This window comes from Streptomyces albofaciens JCM 4342, assembly GCF_008634025.1.
Classification (GTDB): Bacteria; Actinomycetota; Actinomycetes; order Streptomycetales; family Streptomycetaceae; genus Streptomyces; species Streptomyces albofaciens.
The window spans coordinates 1971116-1988310 of sequence record NZ_PDCM01000002.1 but is presented as its reverse complement, the minus strand read 5'-3'; the positions used below and the strand labels follow the sequence as shown (position 1 = coordinate 1988310).

Below are 17195 nucleotides of genomic sequence, written 5' to 3'. Positions count from 1 at the left end.
ACGGGTGCTGCGCAGCTGCCTGCACCTGATGGTGGCCGCACTGCTGGCCCTCGCCGCCGTACGGGCCGTGGCCGACCACAGCGCGAACGCCCCGGCCGTCGTCGGCGCGGCCGTCCTGCTGCTCGCCGTGTACGCCGTCGGCCCCACGCTGCCCCCGGTCCGCACCTCCACGGCCGCCGCGGCGCTCTGGCTCACCGCCGTCATGGCGGTGTGGGCCGTCCTGCTCGCCCTCACCCCGCTCGGCGTCTGGCCGGCCTTCCCGCTCTTCTTCGTCCAGCTCCACCTGCTCCCGCTGCGCTGGGCGCTCCCGGCGGTCCTGGTCACCACTCTCGTGGCGGTCGCCGGTTTCGGCCGGCACACCCACGCCCTGACTGTCGGCACGGTCGTCGGCCCCGTACTGGGCGCGGCGGTCGCCGTCGCCGTCGTCCTCGGCTACCAGGCCCTCTACCGGGAGAGCGAGCAGCGCCGCCGCCTCATCGAGGAGCTGACCGCCGCCCGCAGCGACCTGGCGGCCGCCGAGCACGCCGCCGGGGTGCTCGCCGAGCGCGAGCGGCTGGCCCGCGAGATCCACGACACCCTCGCGCAGGGCCTGTCCAGCATCCAGCTGCTGCTGCGCGCCGCGGAACGGGGCGTACCGTCCGGACCGGACACCGCCGCCGCGCTCGGCCACATCCGGCAGGCCCGGCAGGCCGCCGTCGACAACCTCGCCGAGGCCCGCCGCTTCGTACGGGCCCTGAGCCCGCCCGACCTGGAGGCCGGATCGCTGCCCGCCGCCCTGGAGCGGCTGTGCGCCACCACCGCCCGCTCCTCCGGCCTGTCCGTGCACTGCCAGGTTTCCGGAGCCCCCGTCGAACTGCCCGCCCCGCACGAGGTCGCGCTGCTGCGCATCGCGCAGTCCGCGCTGGCCAACGCCGTCCAGCACGCGGACGCCGCCCGTGCCGAGCTGACGCTCTCCTACATGGACACCGAGGTCGCCCTCGACGTGGTGGACGACGGTACGGGCTTCGCACCCGGCCAGGTGCCGGGGCCGGGCTCCGGCACCGCCGCGGGCACCGGCTTCGGGCTCGCCGCGATGCGCGCCCGCGCCCGCGCGCTGCGCGGCACGCTGGCCGTCGAGTCCGCGCCGGGCGAGGGGACGGCGGTCGCCGTCACGCTGCCGTATCCGCAGGGGGCCGTCGCGGGGGCGGCGGACGCGACCGCCGAGGACCCCGTGACCCGCGACCATGACCCCACCCCCGATTCCCCTCCCGAACAGGCCACCGCGTGACCCAGCGATCCGACCCCGCCCGCCCCGCCCCCGTCCGTCTCCTCCTCGCCGACGACCACCCCGTCGTACGGGCCGGGCTGCGCGCCGTCCTGGAGACCGAACCGGACTTCGAGGTCGTGGCGGACGTGCCCACCGCCGAGGAGGCCGTGGAGCGGGCGGCCCGCCCCGGCGTCGACGTGGTCCTGATGGACCTCCAGTTCGGCGGCCGGATGCTGGGCTCGCAGGCCACCGCCGCCATCACCGCCCGCGCCGGCGCCCCGCACGTCCTGGTCCTGACCACCTACGACACCGACGCGGACATCCTCGCCGCCATCGAGGCCGGCGCCACCGGCTACCTCCTCAAGGACGCGCCGCCCGAGGAACTGGCCGCCGCCGTCCGCGCCGCGGCGGCCGGCAAGTCCGCCCTCGCCCCGACCATCGCGCTGCGCCTGATGGACCGGATGCGGACGCCCGCCACGGCCCTGTCCCGCCGGGAGACCGAGGTGCTCCGGCTCGTCGCCGACGGCCTGTCCAACGCCGCGATCAGCAAACAGCTCTTCCTCAGCCAGGCCACGGTCAAGTCCCACCTGGTGCACATCTACGCCAAGCTGGGCGTCGACTCCCGTACGGCGGCGGTCGCGGCGGCCACCGCGCGCGGGCTGATCCGCCGCTGACCCGGCGCTCCGGCCCGCCCGGCACCGGCTGTCGGTGCCGGGTGCGAGAATCGTGCGCGTACGGACGAAGTGATCGACGAGCAGGAGACTGACGCATGGCACCGGCCCCGGGCATCCCCGACGCGATGGACCGACCGCACTTCATCGGCATCGGCGGCGCCGGGATGTCCGGCATTGCGAAGATCCTCACCCAGCGCGGCGCCCGCGTCGCGGGCAGTGACGCCAAGGAGTCGGCGACCGCCCAGGCCCTGCGCGCCCTCGGCGCCACGGTGCACATCGGCCACGCCGCCGCCCACCTCGCCGAGGACGCCACCAGCGTCGTCGTCTCCTCCGCCATCCGCGACGACAACCCCGAGCTGGCCGCGGCCCGCGAGCGCGGCATCCCCGTCGTGCACCGCTCGGACGCGCTCGCCTCCCTCATGGACGGCCTGCGCCCGATCGCCGTGGCCGGCACCCACGGCAAGACGACCACCACCTCCATGCTGGCCGTCTCCCTCGCCTCGCTCGGCCTGTCCCCGTCGTACGCGATCGGCGGCGACCTGGACGCCCCCGGCTCCAACGCCGAGCACGGCAGCGGCGAGATCTTCGTCGCCGAGGCGGACGAGAGCGACCGCAGCTTCCACAAGTACGCGCCCGAGGTCGCCATCGTCCTCAACGTGGAGCTGGACCACCACGCCAACTACGCGTCCATGGACGAGATCTACGAGTCCTTCGAGACGTTCGCCGCCCGCATCCGCCCCGGCGGCACCCTCGTCGTCTCCGCCGACCACCCCGGCGCCCGCGAGCTGACCTCCCGCCTCGCCGGCCGCCTCGACATCGAGACCGTCACCTACGGCGAGGCCGAGGACGCCGACGTACGAGTGCTCAAGATCAACCAGCGCGGGCTGACCAGCGAGGTCACCGTCGCCCTCGCCAACGGCAAGATCCTCACCTTCACCGTCTCGGTGCCCGGCCGGCACTACGCCCTGAACGCCGTCGCCGCCCTCGCCGCCGGCACCGCGCTCGGCCTCCCGCCGCACAACCTGGCCTCCGCGCTCGGCACCTACACCGGCGTCAAGCGCCGCCTCCAGCTCCAGGGCGAGGCCGCCGGCGTCCAGGTCATCGACTCCTACGCCCACCACCCCACCGAGATGACCGCCGACCTGGAGGCCATCCGCGGCGCCGCGGCCGGCTCCCGCGTCCTGGTCGTCTTCCAGCCGCACCTCTTCTCCCGCACCCAGGAGCTGGGCAAGGAGATGGGCGAGGCGCTCGCCCTCGCCGACGCCTCCGTGGTCCTCGACATCTACCCGGCCCGTGAGGACCCGATCCCCGGCATCACGAGCGCCCTGATCATCGACGCGGCCCAGGCCGCGGGCGCCCGGGTGACCGCCGAGCCGGACAAGACCGCCGTCCCCGAGGTCGTCGCAGGAATGGTCCGGCCGGGCGACCTTGTTCTCACCATGGGCGCGGGCGACGTGACCGAACTGGGCCCGCAGATCCTCGCGCGCCTGCAGAACTGACCTGAGGAAAAGGGACGGTATGCCGTACGAGATCGACAAGCCGGACGAGCAGTGGCGCGCCGAGCTGACCCCGCAGGAGTACCAGGTCCTGCGCCAGGGCGGCACGGAGCCCGCGTTCGTCGGGGAGTACACCGACACCAAGACCGCGGGCGTCTACTCCTGCCGCGCCTGCGGCGCCGAACTGTTCCGCTCGGAGACCAAGTTCGAGAGCCACTGCGGCTGGCCGTCCTTCTACGACCCGAAGGACACCGACGCCGTGGAACTCCTTGAGGACCGCTCCCACGGCATGGTCCGCACGGAGGTCCGCTGCGCCCGCTGCGGCTCCCACCTCGGCCACGTCTTCGAGGGCGAGGGCTACCCGACCCCGACCGACCAGCGGTACTGCATCAACTCGATCTCGGTGCGGCTGACGCCGGACGCGGACTGAGGCCGCCCGGCCCGCCCACCGCGGGCCGGTCCCGGGGCCGCCGGGCCCGGCGCGGAGCCGGTCCGGCGGCCGTGCAGCTCGATACGCCCCGCGGCCCCCTCAGAACTGCGGCGCCCGCGCCACCGCCGGCAGGATCTGCACCTGCTGGCCCGGGGCCGCCTTGCGGCGGCGCCATTCGCGCGGGTAGCCGAGGGAGACCTCGATGTGCGGGATGCCGTCCACCTCGATGGTGCGCGGGATGTGCAGGTGGCCGTAGACGACGGAGGCGGCGCGGAAGCGGCGGGGCCAGTCGGCGGTGGCTTCGGTGCCGCACCACAGGGCGAACTCCGGGTGCCACAGCGGCTCGGTGGGCTCGCGGACGATGGGCCAGTGGTTGACCAGGACGGTGGGCAGGTCCTCGGGGATCTCGGCGAGCCGGGCCTCGGTGGCCGCCACACGGGCCCGGCACCACGCCTCCCTGGTCGGGTACGGGTCCGGGTGGAGGAAGAACTCGTCCGTGCAGACCACCCCGGCCTGCTCGGCGACGGCCAGCGCCGCCTCCTTGGTGTGGGTGCCGGGCGGGCGGAAGGTGTAGTCGTACAGCGCGAAGAGCGGGGCGATCACGGCCGGGCCGCCCTCGCCCTCCCAGACCGGGTAGGGGTCCTCGGGCGTCAGCACGCCCAACTCCCGGCACATCGCCACCAGGTGCTCGTAGCGCCGGACGCCGCGCAGCTGTACGGGGTCGTTGGACGGCGTCCACAGTTCGTGGTTGCCGGGCACCCAGATCACCTTGGCGAAGCGCCGGCTGAGCACGGTCAGCGCCCAGCGGATGTCCTCGACGTACTCACCGACGTCCCCGGCCACCAGCAGCCAGTCGGCGTCCGACGCGGGCCGCAGCCGGTCGACGATGGCGCGGTTCTCCTCATAGCGGATGTGCAGGTCACTGATGGCCATCAGCCTGCCGGGCGCCGCCCCGTCCCGGTCGGCCTCGACGGTGCGGTCTCCTTCGGAGCATGGGGTCTGCATCCCCTGACGGTAGGACAGGAGAGGGCGATGGGGATATTCAGGGGGGTGGGCTGTTGGACACACCGGGGCGCGGAGGCGGTGGTGAGGGGGCCCGCCGGGCGCGGAGGCGGTCGTCGGGCGGGCCGCCGGAGACGGGGCGAAGGGCCGAGGACCGGCGGACCCGGGGCTCAGAGTCGTCCGGGGCCGCCGGCCGGGATGTCGCCGCCGCTGCGGATGCGGGTGGCCAGCCACAGGTCGAAGCGGTCGTCGGGGTCGTCGAGGCGACGGCCCGTCAGGTCCATGGCCTTGTCGAGCCGGTTGCGTACGGTGTGCCGGTGCACGCCGAGGCGGCGGCTGGTGGCGTCCCACGCGCCGCCGGTCTCCAGCCAGGCGGCGAGCGTGGTCAGCAACTCCTCGCCGTGGTCGGCGAGATCGAGCGGGCCGAGCACGGCGTCGGCGTAACCGTGCAGCGTACGGCGGTCGCCGAGGTCCAGCAGCAGCCGGCTGGCCGCGGACTGCCGGGCCTCCTCGGGCACTCCGCTCGCCCGGCTGACGCCGAGCAGCCCGGCCGCCTGCCGCAGGGAGACCCGTACGGTCTCCGGCGGGGTGAGCGGGCCGATGCCCGCGGGGCAGCGCGGCGCGAACCGGCCCAGGACGTCCCGTACGTCCAGCCCCGCGCCGACCACCGCCTCGACGAGTCCGCTCTCCGCGACGCGGACCAGACCGCCGGGGACGGCCAGGGCCAGGTCGGCGGCGATGTCGTGCGGGCCGCTGTCCGCCGGACCCGCGGCAGGGGGCTCGACCACGACGCCGCGCACCCGGTCGTCGTGCAGGCCGGCCGCGGCCAGGAGGTCGTGGGCGCGGCCCGCCGGGCCCTCCTCGTCGGACAGCAGCTCCGCGAGGAGCGCCGACCTGCGGCGGCGCTCCGGCTCGTCCATCAGGTGGCGGCGCTCCAGTTCCAGAGAGAGGAGCGAGACCAGACCGGGCACCACAGCGCGCGCTGCCGCGTCCGGGGAGCCGGTGAGCAGCAGCAGGCCGCGCAGCCGCCGTGCGCCCAGTGGCTGCACTTCCAGCTGGCGGCCGTCGGCCGTACTGGACGCGCTGCCGCGCAGGCCGCGGGCGGCGACCCGTTCCACGAGGTCCCGCGCCGCCGGTGGCGGGGCGGGCTGTCCGCCGCCCGTGGCGAGCAGCCGCCCGAGCGGGTCGAGCACCGTGGCGCCGACCCCGGTGGCGGCGGTCCATTCCTCCAGCATCGGCTGGAGGCCGCTGTCCGTCGCCGCCGCGGTGAGCCGCCGCTGCGTCGCGAACGCGCGCTGCAACACGGCGCGCTGCTCGTCGGCGCGCGCGTCGAACACCGCCTTGGTGACCGCGATGAACGGCACCTCGTCGGGCACCGTCAGCAGCGGCAGACCTATTTGGCGCGCGGCTTCGACCAGCGGTGCAGGGGCTTCCTGGTAGGGGAGTTCGCGGCCCAGCCCGAGGGCCAGGCAGGCCGCCCCGCCCTCGGTCACGTCCTGTACGTACGCCCGGCAGGCCGCCGGCTCCATCGGCAGCACCAGGCCGATCGTCATCAGCAGCTCGCCGCCCTGTAGCCACTTGCCCGGATGCAGCAGGTCGGAGACGGTCGCGGCCTCGACCGTACGGTCCAGCCGTCCCGCCGGGACGTCGTAGGTGACCGACAGGTTCAGCTCCGGCCGGGCGAGGAGGTCGGCGATACGCAAGGGCATGGACACAGTGTCCATCAGGTGAAGTCATAGTGGACAGTCGGGCCACTGGGGTTGTGGGTCCGTTTGCGGGGCGGCACATCCCGGTACCCGCTCTCCGAGGGCGTATCACATCCCATTTGGCACGTTTTTGCCCTGTTGTGATCGGGGATGCGAAAAGAAGACCGCAGAGGGAACACCTCTTCGTACGCAAGACGAACGCAAAGGATGAACGGCCATGCAGGTGGCGTTTCTCGTAGCACCCGAAGGCATCGAACAGGTCGAGCTGACCGAACCGTGGCAGGCGGTGATCGACGCGGGCGGCACCCCGAAGCTGGTCTCCACCGAGTCCGGCCGTGTGCAGGCGTTCAACCACCTGGACAAGGCGGACACCTTCCCCGTCGACCAGACCGTGGACCAGGCGCAGGTCGGCGACTTCGACGGGCTGGTGCTGCCCGGCGGCGTCGCCAACCCGGACGCGCTGCGGATGAACGAGAAGGCCGTGGCGTTCGCCCGCGGCTTCTTCGACGCGGGCAAGCCGGTCGCGGCCATCTGCCACGCGCCGTGGACGCTGATCGAGGCGGACGTGGTCCGCGACCGTACACTGACCTCCTGGCCCAGCCTGCGGACGGACGTCCGCAACGCCGGGGGCACCTGGGTGGACGAGCAGGTCAAGGTCTGCACCGGCGGCCCGAACAAGCTGATCACCAGCCGCAAGCCGGACGACCTGAAGGCGTTCTGCGAGACCTTCGTGGCGGAGTTCCAGCGCTGATTCCCCCCTCCGGGGTGCGTCACTCCTCCTCCCTCAGCACCGCGGCCGACTCGGGCGGCAGTCCAAGGACGCCGTCCGGGCCGGCCGCCACCGCGTCCGCGTCCGGCCACGCCGCCAGCACCCGTGCCCGCCCGCCGGTCCCGGGCACCTCGGCCGTGCCCTCCCCGGTCAGACGTACCACCACGCGCACCGTCCCGCGCCGCACACACAGCCACCGGGCCTCCTCGTCGTACGTGACCTCCGTACGTGTCATGTCCGGGTCGGTCAGCTCCGGGTGGGCGGCGCGCACCGCGAGCAGGCCGCGGTTCCAGGCCAGCAGGGCGGCGTGCGGTTCCCGCTCCGGCTCCGACCAGTCCAGGCAGGAGCGGTCCCGGGTGGCCGGGTCCTGCGGGTCCGGGATCTCCGACTCCCGCCAGCCGTGCGCGGCGAACTCGCGGCGGCGCCCGGTGCGTACCGCCTCGGCCAGCTCCGGGTCGGTGTGGTCGGTGAAGAACTGCCAGGGCGTACGGGCGCCCCACTCCTCGCCCATGAACAGCATCGGCGTGAACGGGGAGCACAGCACCAGCGCGGCGCCGCACGCGAGCAGGCCGGGCGAGAGGCCGGCGGCCAGCCGGTCGCCGAGCGCCCGGTTGCCGATCTGGTCGTGCGTCTGGGCATAGGCCAGCAGACGGTGGGCGTCGGTGGCGCGCCGGTCCAGCGGGCTGCCGTGCCGCCGGCCGCGGAAGCTGGAGTACGTACCGTCGTGGAAGAAGCCGCCGGTCAGCGTCTTGGCGAGGGCGGCGAGCGGGGCACGCGCGAAGTCGGCGTAGTAGCCCTGGGACTCGCCGGTCAGCGCGGTGTGCAGGCTGTGGTGGAAGTCGTCGTTCCACTGCGCGTGCAGACCGTGACCGCCGCCGGAGCGCGGCGCGAGGACGCGCGGATCGTTGAGGTCGGACTCGGCGATCAGGAAGAGCGGGCGGCGCAGGTGTGTGGCGAGCGCGTCGACCGCACCGGACAGGTCGGCGAGGAAATGGCGGGCCCGGGTGTCGTGCAGGGCGTGTACGGCATCGAGCCGCAGCCCGTCGATCCGGTAGTCCCGCAGCCAGGCGAGCGCGCTCCCGATGAAGTACGCGCGCACCTCGTCCGACCCGGGCGCGTCGAGGTTGACCGCCGCGCCCCATGGGGTGTGGTGGGTCTCCGTGAAGTACGGCCCGAAAGCGGGCAGGTGATTGCCGGACGGGCCCAGATGATTGTGCACGACGTCCAGGACGACGCCCAGGCCGTGCCCGTGCGCGGCGTCCACCAGGCGCTTGAGCCCGTCCGGCCCGCCGTACGGTTCATGGACGGCCCAGGGCGCGACGCCCTCGTACCCCCAGCCGTGCGTCCCCGGGAACGGGCACACCGGCATCAGCGCCAGGTGGGTGATGCCCAGGCCGGCGAGGTGCGGCAGGCGCTCGGCGGCCGCGTCGAAGGTGCCGGCGCGGGTGAACGTGCCCACGTGCAACTCGTACAGGACCGCGCCCGGCAGGGGCCGCCCGCCCCACGCGTGCCGCCAGGCGAACCGGCCGTGCTCGACGACCGCGCTCGGCCCGTCCGGCCCTTCGGGCTGCCGGGCCGAGCGCGGGTCGGGCAGGAGCGGCCCGTCGTCGAGGCGGAAGCCGTAGCGGTCCCCGTGGCGGGCCGGTACGTCGGCCCGCCACCAGCCCGCGCGGCCGGGGTGGCGCTCCATGGGGACGTGCTCGGCGGGCACGGCCCCGGTGGGGACGTACCCGGTCGCCACGGCGTGTCCGGTGGTCAGGGCGCCGTTCGCGGCGCCCGCCGCACCGTCCTCCGCGTCCGCTCCGTCCGCGCGCCCGTAGGGCGACACGAAATGCAGCGCGACCCGTTCGGCGTCCGGTGCCCACACCTCGAAGAGCACGGCTGTCCTCCTTCGTCCGGCGCGCGGACGAAGAAAGCCCCGTCCGGCCTCAGCTGAAGAATGCACGCTCCTGCGTCATCGGGTACCCCGCCTTGGCGAAAGCCGACGCCATCGGGACGTTCGGCTGGTCCGTTTCGCCGATGACCGTCTCCGCGCCCTCGGCCACGAGGCGGCGGGTGCAGTCGACGAGCAGGTCGTAGCCGTACCCCCGGCCGCGGTGCTCCGGCACCAGGCCGACGAACCCGATGACCGGCACCTGGTGGTTGCGGGCCGGCACGTGCAGCCCGACGACCTCGCCGCCCCGCGCGGGATCGGCGGTCCACGCGACCCGCCACCAGTCGCGGGGCGACGGGCACCAGTTGAAGAAGTCCAGCTCCTCCCGCGCGGCCTGCTCCACGCCTCCCTCGGCGATCGCCTTCCGGGCGTGGGCGTCCAGCGAGCCGGTCTCGACGCGCCGCAGAATGTCCAGGATCACCCCGTCGTCCGGCTCCGGCCGGAACACCAGCCGGCCCGGCGCCTCGGGCAGGCCGCAGGCGGGCGTCCAGGTGTAGCGGAACCGCTCGACGAGCGGTGCGAGCCCGGCCGCGGCGGCCGCGTCCATCCGGGCGTGTGCCGCGTCCCGTACGGCCTTCTGGTCGCGCCAGCCGGGCGGCAGCGGCAGGACGTACTCGGCGTGCAGGGGCGCGGTGCGCAGCAGCCGTGCGGCGGCGTCCGACTCGCCCGGCGCGAAGTCGAACCAGTCCAGGGCGGCGGGGCGGGCGTCGTCCGGCCCGGCCCACCAGGCGGCGCGGGCCACGACGACGCCGTCGCGCAGCGCGACCCAGGTCCACTCGGGGCGGTACAGGCCGCCCTGGGCGAGGGTCGCGTAGCGACGCCCGAAGGGCAGGTGGCCGACGAGGCCGGCGGTGGGGTCGTCCAGTGTGTGGAAGAGATGCGCGTCGCTCTCGCTGAGCGCGCGGAAGACCAACCCGGTCATGATGTCCTCTCGGAAGGCAGCGGTCGCGCTCCCGATCGGCTGCGATCAGCCCAGGACAGCCCGCCGGACGGGGCGGGAGCGCGCATACAGGTACGTCGACACGGCTCTCGCCTCCTCTCCTTCTCGCGGGCCGACGGTGAGCGTAACCGCAGGACGGGCGGGACACCAGGGGTTTTCGACGGGCCACCACCGGCCGCGGCCACCCCGCACCCAGGCCTCGTCGGCTGGACACCGGCCGACGGGCGCCGGACAATCACCCGCATGACATCGCTGGAGTTCCCGGCCCGACCGGCGCGCCCGTCGGAAGCCGACCGGGAGCGCGCCTTGGAACTGCTGCGCGAGGGCGCGGCGCAAGGCAGGCTGTCCCAGGACACCTTCCTGCGGCGGCTGGAACTGGTGCTCAGCGCACGTCAGCACGCCGAACTCGACGCCGCCACCGCCGACCTGGCCTCCCGCGGCCGGGTGCAGGGCGCCGTGCTGCGCGCGGTGGGCAAGGTGTCGGCGTTCAACATCACGGTCCGCCGGGCCTGGCAGCGCGAGCGCCTGCCGAAACTCCTGCTCCCCGCCCCGGGCCCGTTCCCCCTCCTCATTGGCCGGGCTCCCGGCTCCGGCCTGCGCCTCAACCACGACACCGTCTCCCGCTCCCACGCCGAACTCCGCAACGCGGACAGCACCTGGCTCCTGCGCGACCTCGGCTCCACCAACGGCACCTGCGTCAACGGGCGCCGGGTGGTGGGGGAGGTAGTGGTGCGGCCGGGGGACCACGTTGCTTTCGGGAGCGTGGGGTACGTCCTCACGCAGGGATAGGCGGCGGGCGGCCGGGCCCGGCCGGAAGGGTCAGGACTCCGGGGTCACCGACTTCTTGGCCCCCTCGTACGCCGGGAGCATCTCCTTGTGCTCGGTGTTGTCGAAACCGCCGAGATGAACGATGGTCGCGCCCTTCGGCGTCACCACCGCGAACGCCCGTTCCTGCTGGGGCTCGTCCTTCAGGGGGCTCTTCGTCGTGTAGGAGACCTCCGCGGCGGGCAGTTCGCCGGCCTTGGTGTCGCTGAACTCCTTCTTGACGACCTTCGGCTGCTCGCCGGTGAATTCCTCCAGCACCTCGCGCGGCGACTTCTTCGTCGGGTCCGTGGTCCACACGCGGAGGAAGCCGATGTGGCCCGCCGGTTTGGCGTCGATCTCACAGGCGCCCCTGGCCGACTTGTGGCCCATGAACTCGCCGAGCAGCTTCCCGTCCTCGGGCGCGAGCCCCTTGGGCTGCCACATCTTCGCCACGTCGAACGACACCGGCAGCTCGCAGAGGGAGCCGGCGGCCCCGACCCGGGTGCCCTTCTTCCACGCGTCGGGCGAGCCGGCCGCCGCCTTCTCGTCCTTCTTTCCGTCCTTCTTCCGGTCCGCCTTCCCGTCCGGCGTCGCGTCCTTCTTCGCCGCGTTCGCCGAGGCCGCGGCCGAAGCGGAAGGCGAAGCGTCCTCGGCGGTGTCGCCGCCCTTGTCGGGGGCGGACGAACAGCCGGCGAGCACACCGATCGCGAGCACGGCGGACACCGCACCCCACTTATACTTACCCATACCGTCTTTCCATCATAAAAAGGTTAACTGGCGGGTTAACTTAGCCCGGCGGACGGGGAGTGCCAAACCGTTATCCGCGCGCGGGAGTTCCCGTCCTCCTGGTGATCCGGTACGGGCCCGCCCGGCGTGCCCCCGAGGCGGGCCGGGGCCGGGATTCGTCCGGCCGGACGACGGACCGGCGGCGGACGGGCCGTCGCCGTCATCGTCGTGCTGCCCGGAGGGTTTCCGGCGTGGCTGGAGGCCGAACAGGGGGCGTGCGGGGTGCTGTTGGCCGGCGTCGTCCTGATCGTCGATGGCGCGCGGCCGCGGTCGGTGTTCGTCGGCCGCTGAGGGGGCTCGTACACCGCCCCGTACGCTCCCCCGTACGCCCGCCCCCGCCTCTCAATGCTGGTGCAGTCCCCTCCCCGCCAGCGTCAGGAACGTCTCGCCGACCGCCTCCGACAGCGTCGGATGCGCGTGGATGTGCTGCGCCACATCGGACGGTTCGGCGTCCCAGGCGACGATCAGCTGGCTCTCGGCGATCATCTCCGAGACGTGCGGGCCGACCAGATGGACGCCGAGTACGGTCCCGGTGGCCTCGCCGCCCGCGCCGTCCGCCGCCGCGACGACCTTCACCAGGCCGCCCTGTCCGTGCACCATGCCCTTGGCGACAGCCGTCAGCGGCATGGTGTTGACCCGCACCGCCAGGCCGCGGGCGCGGGCCTCGGCCTCGGTCAGGCCGACCGAGGCGGTCTGCGGCGAGGAGTACGTCACGCGCGGCACGGCCGCGTGGTCCACCGGCCGGGACGGCACACCGGCCAGTGTCTCGGCGACCAGCAGGCCTTCCGCGAACGAGGCGTGCGCCAGGCCGGGAGAGGGCGGCGGCAGCAGGTCGCCCACGACGTGGACGCCGGGTACGGCGGTCTCCAGCCGGGACCAGTCGGCGGGCGGCACGAAGCCGCGCCCGTCGGTGGCGAGACCGGCCGCGGCCAGGTCCAGGCCGTCGGTCACCGGGACCCGGCCGACCGCGACGAGCAGGCGCCCGGCCTCGACGCCGTGCTCGCCGCCGGGGGTGCGCACGGTGGCCCGTACACCGGTCTCCGTCACCTCGACGCCGGTCAGCGTGGAGTCCGTACGGACCGTGATGCCGCGCTTCTTCAGGCCGCGCGCCAAGTGGCGGCTCACCTCCTCGTCCTCCAGGGGCAGCAGCCGGGCGGCGGCTTCCACGAGCGTCACCCGGGCGCCCATCGACCGGTGGAAGGACGCGTACTCGACACCGATCGCGCCGCCGCCCAGCACCAGGACCGAGTCCGGCAGGCCGGCCGCGAACAGGGCGTCGTCGCTGGTGACGACCGTACGGCCGTCCGGCACCAGGCCGGGGAGCAGGCGCGGGCGGGAGCCGGTGGCGAGCACGATGCCGCGCCGCGCGGTGAACTCCCCGCCGTCCGGCGCTTCGACGTACACGGAGCGCGGGCCGGTCAGGCGCGCGCTCCCGCGCACCACACGCACCCCGGCACGCTCCAAGTGCCCCTCCACGCCCCGGTGGTTGCGCCTGACGATGTCGTCCCGGGTGGCCGTCAGCGCGCCCCAGTCGACGCCGTCGAGCGTGGCCTTCACGCCCCAGCGCTCGCGCGCCTCGGCGATGCCGTCCACCAGTTCCGCCGCGTGCAGCATCGCCTTGCTCGGGATGCAGCCGCGGTGCAGACAGGTCCCGCCGACCAGGTCCCGCTCGGCGAGGACCACCCGCAGCCCGAGGGAGGCGGCCCGCAGGGCCGTGCTGTAGCCGCCCGTGCCGCCGCCGATGACGATCACGTCGGTCTCGCCGCCGCGCGCGGCCCCCGCTCCGGTACCGCCGCTGTTCATGTCGCTCATGCGGCCAGCCTCCGCCCCCGCCCGCCCATGAGTCCAAGGCAATGTTTCCATGGAGGCGATGAACAGCGTTCATGGGGAGGGTGGGGAGCGGCCCGGATGAGTCTGCGGCAGATGGAGTACCTGGTCACCGTGGTCGAGGAAGGCTCGTTCACGCGCGCGGCCGAGCTGCTGCACGTGACGCAGTCGGCCCTGTCCCACCAGATCAAGGCCCTCGAACGGGAGGTCGGCGGGCCGCTGCTGGAGCGGATGACGCGCGGCGTCCGGCTGACGCCCATGGGGCGCGCCTATTTCCCGCACGCCGAACTCGCCGTGCGCAGCGCCGAACAGGCCCGCCGCGCCGCGCTGGCGTCGGGCGCGGCACGCGGCGGCGAACTGCACATCGCCACGGTGCACGCGCACGCCATCGGCGTGCTCCCGGAGGTCTGCGTGCGCTGGGGGCGCGAGTACGGCGGTGTGCGCCTCGTGCTGCACGAGTACGCCACCACCGACGAGCTGTACGAGCACATGGCACGCGGCGTCGCCGACGTGGCGGTCGGGCCGCGGCCCGGGGAGTGGCCGGGGCCGGTCACGGTCGTGGGCGAGGAGGAGATGGTGCTGGTCCTGCCGCCCGGCGACCCCCTCGCCGGCCGTACCGCCGTGCGCATCGAGGAGGTGGCCGACCGCCCGTGGGTGCGCTGCGCGCTGGAGCCGGTCGTGGCGGGCCGGCGGTGGCTGGACGTCGCGTGCGAACGCGCCGGCTTCACACCCCGTACCGCCGTGCGCACCCAGCACACCTCGACGGCGGTCCGCATGGCGGCGGCCGGCGTGGGCGTCCTCCTCACCGCCGCCCACGAACTCACCGGCCTGGACTGCACCACCGTCCCCACCGACCCGCCGTGGCGCCGCGAGATCACCGTCTTCTCCCGTGTGCCGCCCACCGGCGCGGCCGAGCACTTCGTGGACCTCCTCCGGGAGGCTCGGCAGAACGGCTGCTGACCGGTCGGCGGAGCGGAGCGACCCGCGTCCAGGCGCCGAAGAGCCGGTGCGGGCCGGTCGGCCGTCGCGCGGCCGTGTCCGTACGCGTCGCCCGTCAGCCCTCGCCCGTCAGCCCTCTCCCGCCAGCAGCGCCACCGGGTACCGCGCCAGCAGCTCGCGCAGGCAGACCACCGGCCCCGGGACCGTCCGGCCGGTGAGCACGTCGTGCCACGGACCCGGGCCCGGGAGGGTCAGTTCCGTGTCGCGCCAGCCGCCGTCCTCGGCCAGCCGGAGGGAGAGGCGCGTGGCCACCGTCACGGCCCGTCCGGCGCGGGCGAAGGCCAGGCAGTGACCGGCGGCCGAACCGTCGGCGTGCAGGGGGGCGTACGTGCCGTGGACGCCGAACCACTCGGGACGGTCGCGGCGAAGGCGCAGCGCCCTGGCCGTCAGCAGCAGCTTCTCCGCGGAGAGGTCCTGCGGGCCGGTCCCGTCGTCCAGTTCGGTGAGCAGATCGGCGCGCAGCCGCGGCGGGCGGCGGTTGTCCGGGTCGACCAGGGCCGTGTACTCGGTCTCGGTGCCCTGGTAGAGGTCGGGCACGCCGGGCATCGTCAGGTGGAGGAGCGCCGCGCTCAGCACGTTGGCGCGGATGTACGGCGCGAGATCGGCTGCCAGCTCGGTGAGCGAGGACGCCGCCGGGCCGCACGGCCCCGCGCGCAGGAACTCGCCGACCGCCTCCTCGTACTCGGCGTCCCGCTCCGTCCAGGAGGTCCGCAGCCCGGCCTCCCGTACGGCCTTGAGCACCGACGGGATCAGCCGTTCGGCGGACGGCTTGCCCAGGCCGAAGGCGGTCTGCCAGGCCGTCCACGCCAGGTGCTGGTCCGGCGGCTGCGGGCCCTCGCCCGGGCCGGCGGACACCCGGCGCAGCAGGTCCCGCCAGCGCTCCGGGCACTCGGTCAGCACCGCGATCCGCGCCCGCACGTCGGCGCTGCGCTTGGTGTCGTGCGTCGAGAGCACCGTCGAGGTCAGCGGCCAGTCCCGCTGGATACGGGCGCAGTACGCGTGGAAGGTGTCCACACCCACCGTGGGCGCCCCCGGGTCGGCCCCCACCTCGCAGGCCGACAGCAGCGGTACGTAGCGGTAGAACGCGGTGTCCTCCACGGACTTGGCGCGCAGCGCGGAGGAGGTCTGGGCGAAGCGGGCGCAGAAGTCCTCGCAGTCGGGGCCGTCCCCGAGCAGGCCGAGCGCCAGGTCGCGCACCAGGTCCACGGCCAGCGCCTCCTCCGGCGCGCGGAAGACCGTACGCGCCCGGGCGGCGGCCTCGGCCAGCATCGCCGCGTCCTGCCGGCCGCGCTGCGGGTCCCGCGCCCCGGCGCGGTCGGTGGCGTACGGCCGGTAGACGGGCAGCCGTACCAGCAGTTCCCGGATGGCGGTGCGCAGGGCCCAGGGCGCGTGGTCGCCCTGGTGGGACGCCTGGTCGCTGATCCGCCCGGCGGTCCGCACCAGCCGTTCGACCTCCGCGGCGAGGTCGTGGGTGACGACCTCGTAGGCGGCGCGGCGTACCGTTTCCTCCCAGTCGCCGCCCGCGTCCGCCAGTGGCGCCACGAAGTCCCGGTAGACGGTGAACAGGCGGCCGGAGCCGAGCGGGCAGACGAACAGGCCGTCGAGGTGCCGCAGCGCGTCGTAGCCGGTGGTGCCCGCGCACGCCCAGCCGTACGGCAGGCGCTCCCGGCCGGTCAGGATCTTCTCGACCACCGTCCAGCGCCCGCCGGTGGCGGCGTGCAGCCGGGCGAGGTAGTCGCCGGGGGCGGCCAGGCCGTCCGGATGGTCGACGCGCAGCCCGTCGACGACGCCCTCGCGCAGCAGCCGCAGGAGCGTGGCGTGGGTCGCCTCGAAGACCGCCTCGTCCTCGACCCGTACGCCGATCAGCTCCGAAATGGTGAAGAACCGCCGGTAGTTGATCTCGCTGCGGGCCAGCCGCCACCAGGCGAGGCGGTACCACTGCGCGTCCAGGAGGCGGGGCAGCGGCAGGCCTTCGGTGCCGGGACGGATGGGGAAGGCGTGGTCGTGGTAGCGCAGTACGTCACCGTCGACCCGGATGTTCCCCAGTTCGTCGCCCAGGCGCCCGCCCAGCACCGGCAGCAGCACCCGCCCGCTGTGCCCGCCGTCCCAGTCGATGTCGAACCAGCGGGCGTACGGGGACGCGGGGCCGTCCCGCAGCACCGCCCAGAGCGCGGCGTTCAGCGACTCCGGCGCGGGCACGGCCATGTGGTTGGGCACGATGTCCACCACCAGCCGCAGTCCGTGCGCCGCGGCCGTCGCGGCCAGCGCGCGCAGGCCCTCCTCGCCGCCCAGCTCGGCCCGCACCCGCGCGTGGTCCACCACGTCGTAGCCGTGTGTGGAACCGGGCACCGCCTCCAGGACAGGGGAGAGGTGGAGGTGCGAGACGCCCAGCGCGGCAAGGTACGGCACGGCCTTCTCGGCCGCGGCGAAGGGCAGGTCCGGCTGGAGCTGGAGCCGGTACGTGGCGGTGGGTGGCGCAGTGGCGGTGGATGGCGCACTGGATTCGGCCGTCATGGGAACACCCGTACCCGCCGGACGGCTTGTTGTTTCATCCGGCCGGGGCCGCCCCGGTGCTGGAGCGCC

At 74.4% G+C, this 17195-nt stretch carries 14 protein-coding genes; 7 read left to right on the top strand and 7 right to left on the bottom strand.

Annotated elements, in window-relative coordinates; genetic code table 11:
* Positions 1-28 precede the first annotated feature (28 nt).
* From CP973_RS28930 to msrB, 4 genes are all read left to right on the top strand, one after another.
* The gene (locus CP973_RS28930) at positions 29-1267 is read left to right on the top strand and encodes a sensor histidine kinase (protein ID WP_150250423.1); all 1239 of its coding nucleotides are present in this window, start codon (positions 29-31) and stop codon (positions 1265-1267) included.
* Complete coding sequence (locus tag CP973_RS28925; RefSeq protein WP_150246842.1) at positions 1264-1920, top strand: response regulator transcription factor; 657 nt, start codon at positions 1264-1266, stop codon at positions 1918-1920. The genes CP973_RS28930 and CP973_RS28925 overlap by 4 nt, the downstream gene beginning before the upstream one ends.
* A 95-nt stretch (positions 1921-2015) precedes the next feature.
* Positions 2016-3419 carry a UDP-N-acetylmuramate--L-alanine ligase gene (murC, locus tag CP973_RS28920; RefSeq protein ID WP_150246841.1) on the top strand — a complete coding sequence of 468 codons (1404 nt, stop codon included), beginning with the start codon at positions 2016-2018 and terminating at the stop codon, positions 3417-3419.
* Between the two features lie 19 nt (positions 3420-3438).
* Positions 3439-3846, top strand: a complete 408-nt coding sequence (msrB, locus tag CP973_RS28915) for a peptide-methionine (R)-S-oxide reductase MsrB (protein WP_150246840.1) — start codon at positions 3439-3441, stop codon at positions 3844-3846.
* A 99-nt stretch (positions 3847-3945) separates the two neighbouring features.
* Here msrB and CP973_RS28910 read toward each other — a convergent pair whose 3' ends face one another.
* Together CP973_RS28910 and CP973_RS28905 are read right to left on the bottom strand one after the other, a co-directional pair.
* Entirely contained in the window at positions 3946-4851 is a 906-nt protein-coding gene (locus CP973_RS28910; RefSeq protein ID WP_150246839.1) for a metallophosphoesterase family protein, read from the bottom strand.
* Between the two features lie 167 nt (positions 4852-5018).
* The gene (locus tag CP973_RS28905; protein WP_150246838.1) at positions 5019-6557 is read right to left on the bottom strand and encodes a PucR family transcriptional regulator; all 1539 of its coding nucleotides are present in this window, start codon (positions 6555-6557) and stop codon (positions 5019-5021) included.
* Positions 6558-6771: 214 nt separating this feature from the next.
* Here CP973_RS28905 and CP973_RS28900 point away from each other — a divergent pair, with 214 nt between their 5' ends.
* A complete protein-coding gene (locus CP973_RS28900; protein WP_150246837.1) occupies positions 6772-7305 on the top strand; it encodes a type 1 glutamine amidotransferase domain-containing protein in 534 nt (177 codons plus the stop codon).
* A gap of 19 nt (positions 7306-7324) precedes the next feature.
* Here CP973_RS28900 and treZ read toward each other — a convergent pair whose 3' ends face one another.
* A complete protein-coding gene (gene treZ, locus CP973_RS28895) occupies positions 7325-9202 on the bottom strand; it encodes a malto-oligosyltrehalose trehalohydrolase (protein ID WP_208853323.1) in 1878 nt (625 codons plus the stop codon).
* Positions 9203-9251: 49 nt separating this feature from the next.
* On the bottom strand, positions 9252-10178 hold the full coding sequence (locus tag CP973_RS28890) for a GNAT family N-acetyltransferase (protein WP_150246836.1): 927 nt from the start codon (positions 10176-10178) through the stop codon (positions 9252-9254).
* A 261-nt stretch (positions 10179-10439) separates the two neighbouring features.
* On the opposite strand from CP973_RS28890, the gene CP973_RS28885 reads away from it, so the two are divergent.
* Positions 10440-10985, top strand: a complete 546-nt coding sequence (locus CP973_RS28885; RefSeq protein WP_150246835.1) for a DUF1707 and FHA domain-containing protein — start codon at positions 10440-10442, stop codon at positions 10983-10985.
* Positions 10986-11015: 30 nt separating this feature from the next.
* Here the strand turns inward: CP973_RS28885 and CP973_RS28880 are convergent, their stop codons facing one another.
* Positions 11016-11747 carry a lipoprotein gene (locus CP973_RS28880; protein WP_150246834.1) on the bottom strand — a complete coding sequence of 244 codons (732 nt, stop codon included), beginning with the start codon at positions 11745-11747 and terminating at the stop codon, positions 11016-11018.
* A gap of 381 nt (positions 11748-12128) precedes the next feature.
* Complete coding sequence (gene lpdA / locus CP973_RS28870) at positions 12129-13598, bottom strand: dihydrolipoyl dehydrogenase (protein WP_208853322.1); 1470 nt, start codon at positions 13596-13598, stop codon at positions 12129-12131.
* 96 nt (positions 13599-13694) lie between these two features.
* On the opposite strand from lpdA, the gene CP973_RS28865 reads away from it, so the two are divergent.
* Positions 13695-14573, top strand: coding sequence for a LysR family transcriptional regulator (locus CP973_RS28865; RefSeq protein WP_150246832.1), 879 nt, complete (start codon positions 13695-13697; stop codon positions 14571-14573).
* A 108-nt stretch (positions 14574-14681) separates the two neighbouring features.
* Here CP973_RS28865 and treY read toward each other — a convergent pair whose 3' ends face one another.
* Entirely contained in the window at positions 14682-17126 is a 2445-nt protein-coding gene (treY, locus tag CP973_RS28860; RefSeq protein ID WP_150246831.1) for a malto-oligosyltrehalose synthase, read from the bottom strand.
* Positions 17127-17195 lie beyond the last annotated feature (69 nt).

Excerpts from the sequence above, each read along its gene's own strand:
- murC (WP_150246841.1), top strand. The coding sequence starts at position 2,016 with ATGGCACCGGCCCCGGGCATCCCCGACGCGATGGACCGACCGCACTTC.
- treY (WP_150246831.1), bottom strand. The coding sequence starts at position 17,126 with ATGACGGCCGAATCCAGTGCGCCATCCACCGCCACTGCGCCACCCACC.
- CP973_RS28890 (WP_150246836.1), bottom strand. The coding sequence starts at position 10,178 with ATGACCGGGTTGGTCTTCCGCGCGCTCAGCGAGAGCGACGCGCATCTC.
- CP973_RS28900 (WP_150246837.1), top strand. The coding sequence starts at position 6,772 with ATGCAGGTGGCGTTTCTCGTAGCACCCGAAGGCATCGAACAGGTCGAG.
- CP973_RS28880 (WP_150246834.1), bottom strand. The coding sequence starts at position 11,747 with ATGGGTAAGTATAAGTGGGGTGCGGTGTCCGCCGTGCTCGCGATCGGT.
- CP973_RS28930 (WP_150250423.1), top strand. The coding sequence starts at position 29 with ATGGTGGCCGCACTGCTGGCCCTCGCCGCCGTACGGGCCGTGGCCGAC.
- CP973_RS28910 (WP_150246839.1), bottom strand. The coding sequence starts at position 4,851 with ATGCAGACCCCATGCTCCGAAGGAGACCGCACCGTCGAGGCCGACCGG.
- lpdA (WP_208853322.1), bottom strand. The coding sequence starts at position 13,598 with ATGAGCGACATGAACAGCGGCGGTACCGGAGCGGGGGCCGCGCGCGGC.
- msrB (WP_150246840.1), top strand. The coding sequence starts at position 3,439 with ATGCCGTACGAGATCGACAAGCCGGACGAGCAGTGGCGCGCCGAGCTG.
- CP973_RS28885 (WP_150246835.1), top strand. The coding sequence starts at position 10,440 with ATGACATCGCTGGAGTTCCCGGCCCGACCGGCGCGCCCGTCGGAAGCC.
- CP973_RS28905 (WP_150246838.1), bottom strand. The coding sequence starts at position 6,557 with ATGCCCTTGCGTATCGCCGACCTCCTCGCCCGGCCGGAGCTGAACCTG.
- CP973_RS28865 (WP_150246832.1), top strand. The coding sequence starts at position 13,695 with ATGAGTCTGCGGCAGATGGAGTACCTGGTCACCGTGGTCGAGGAAGGC.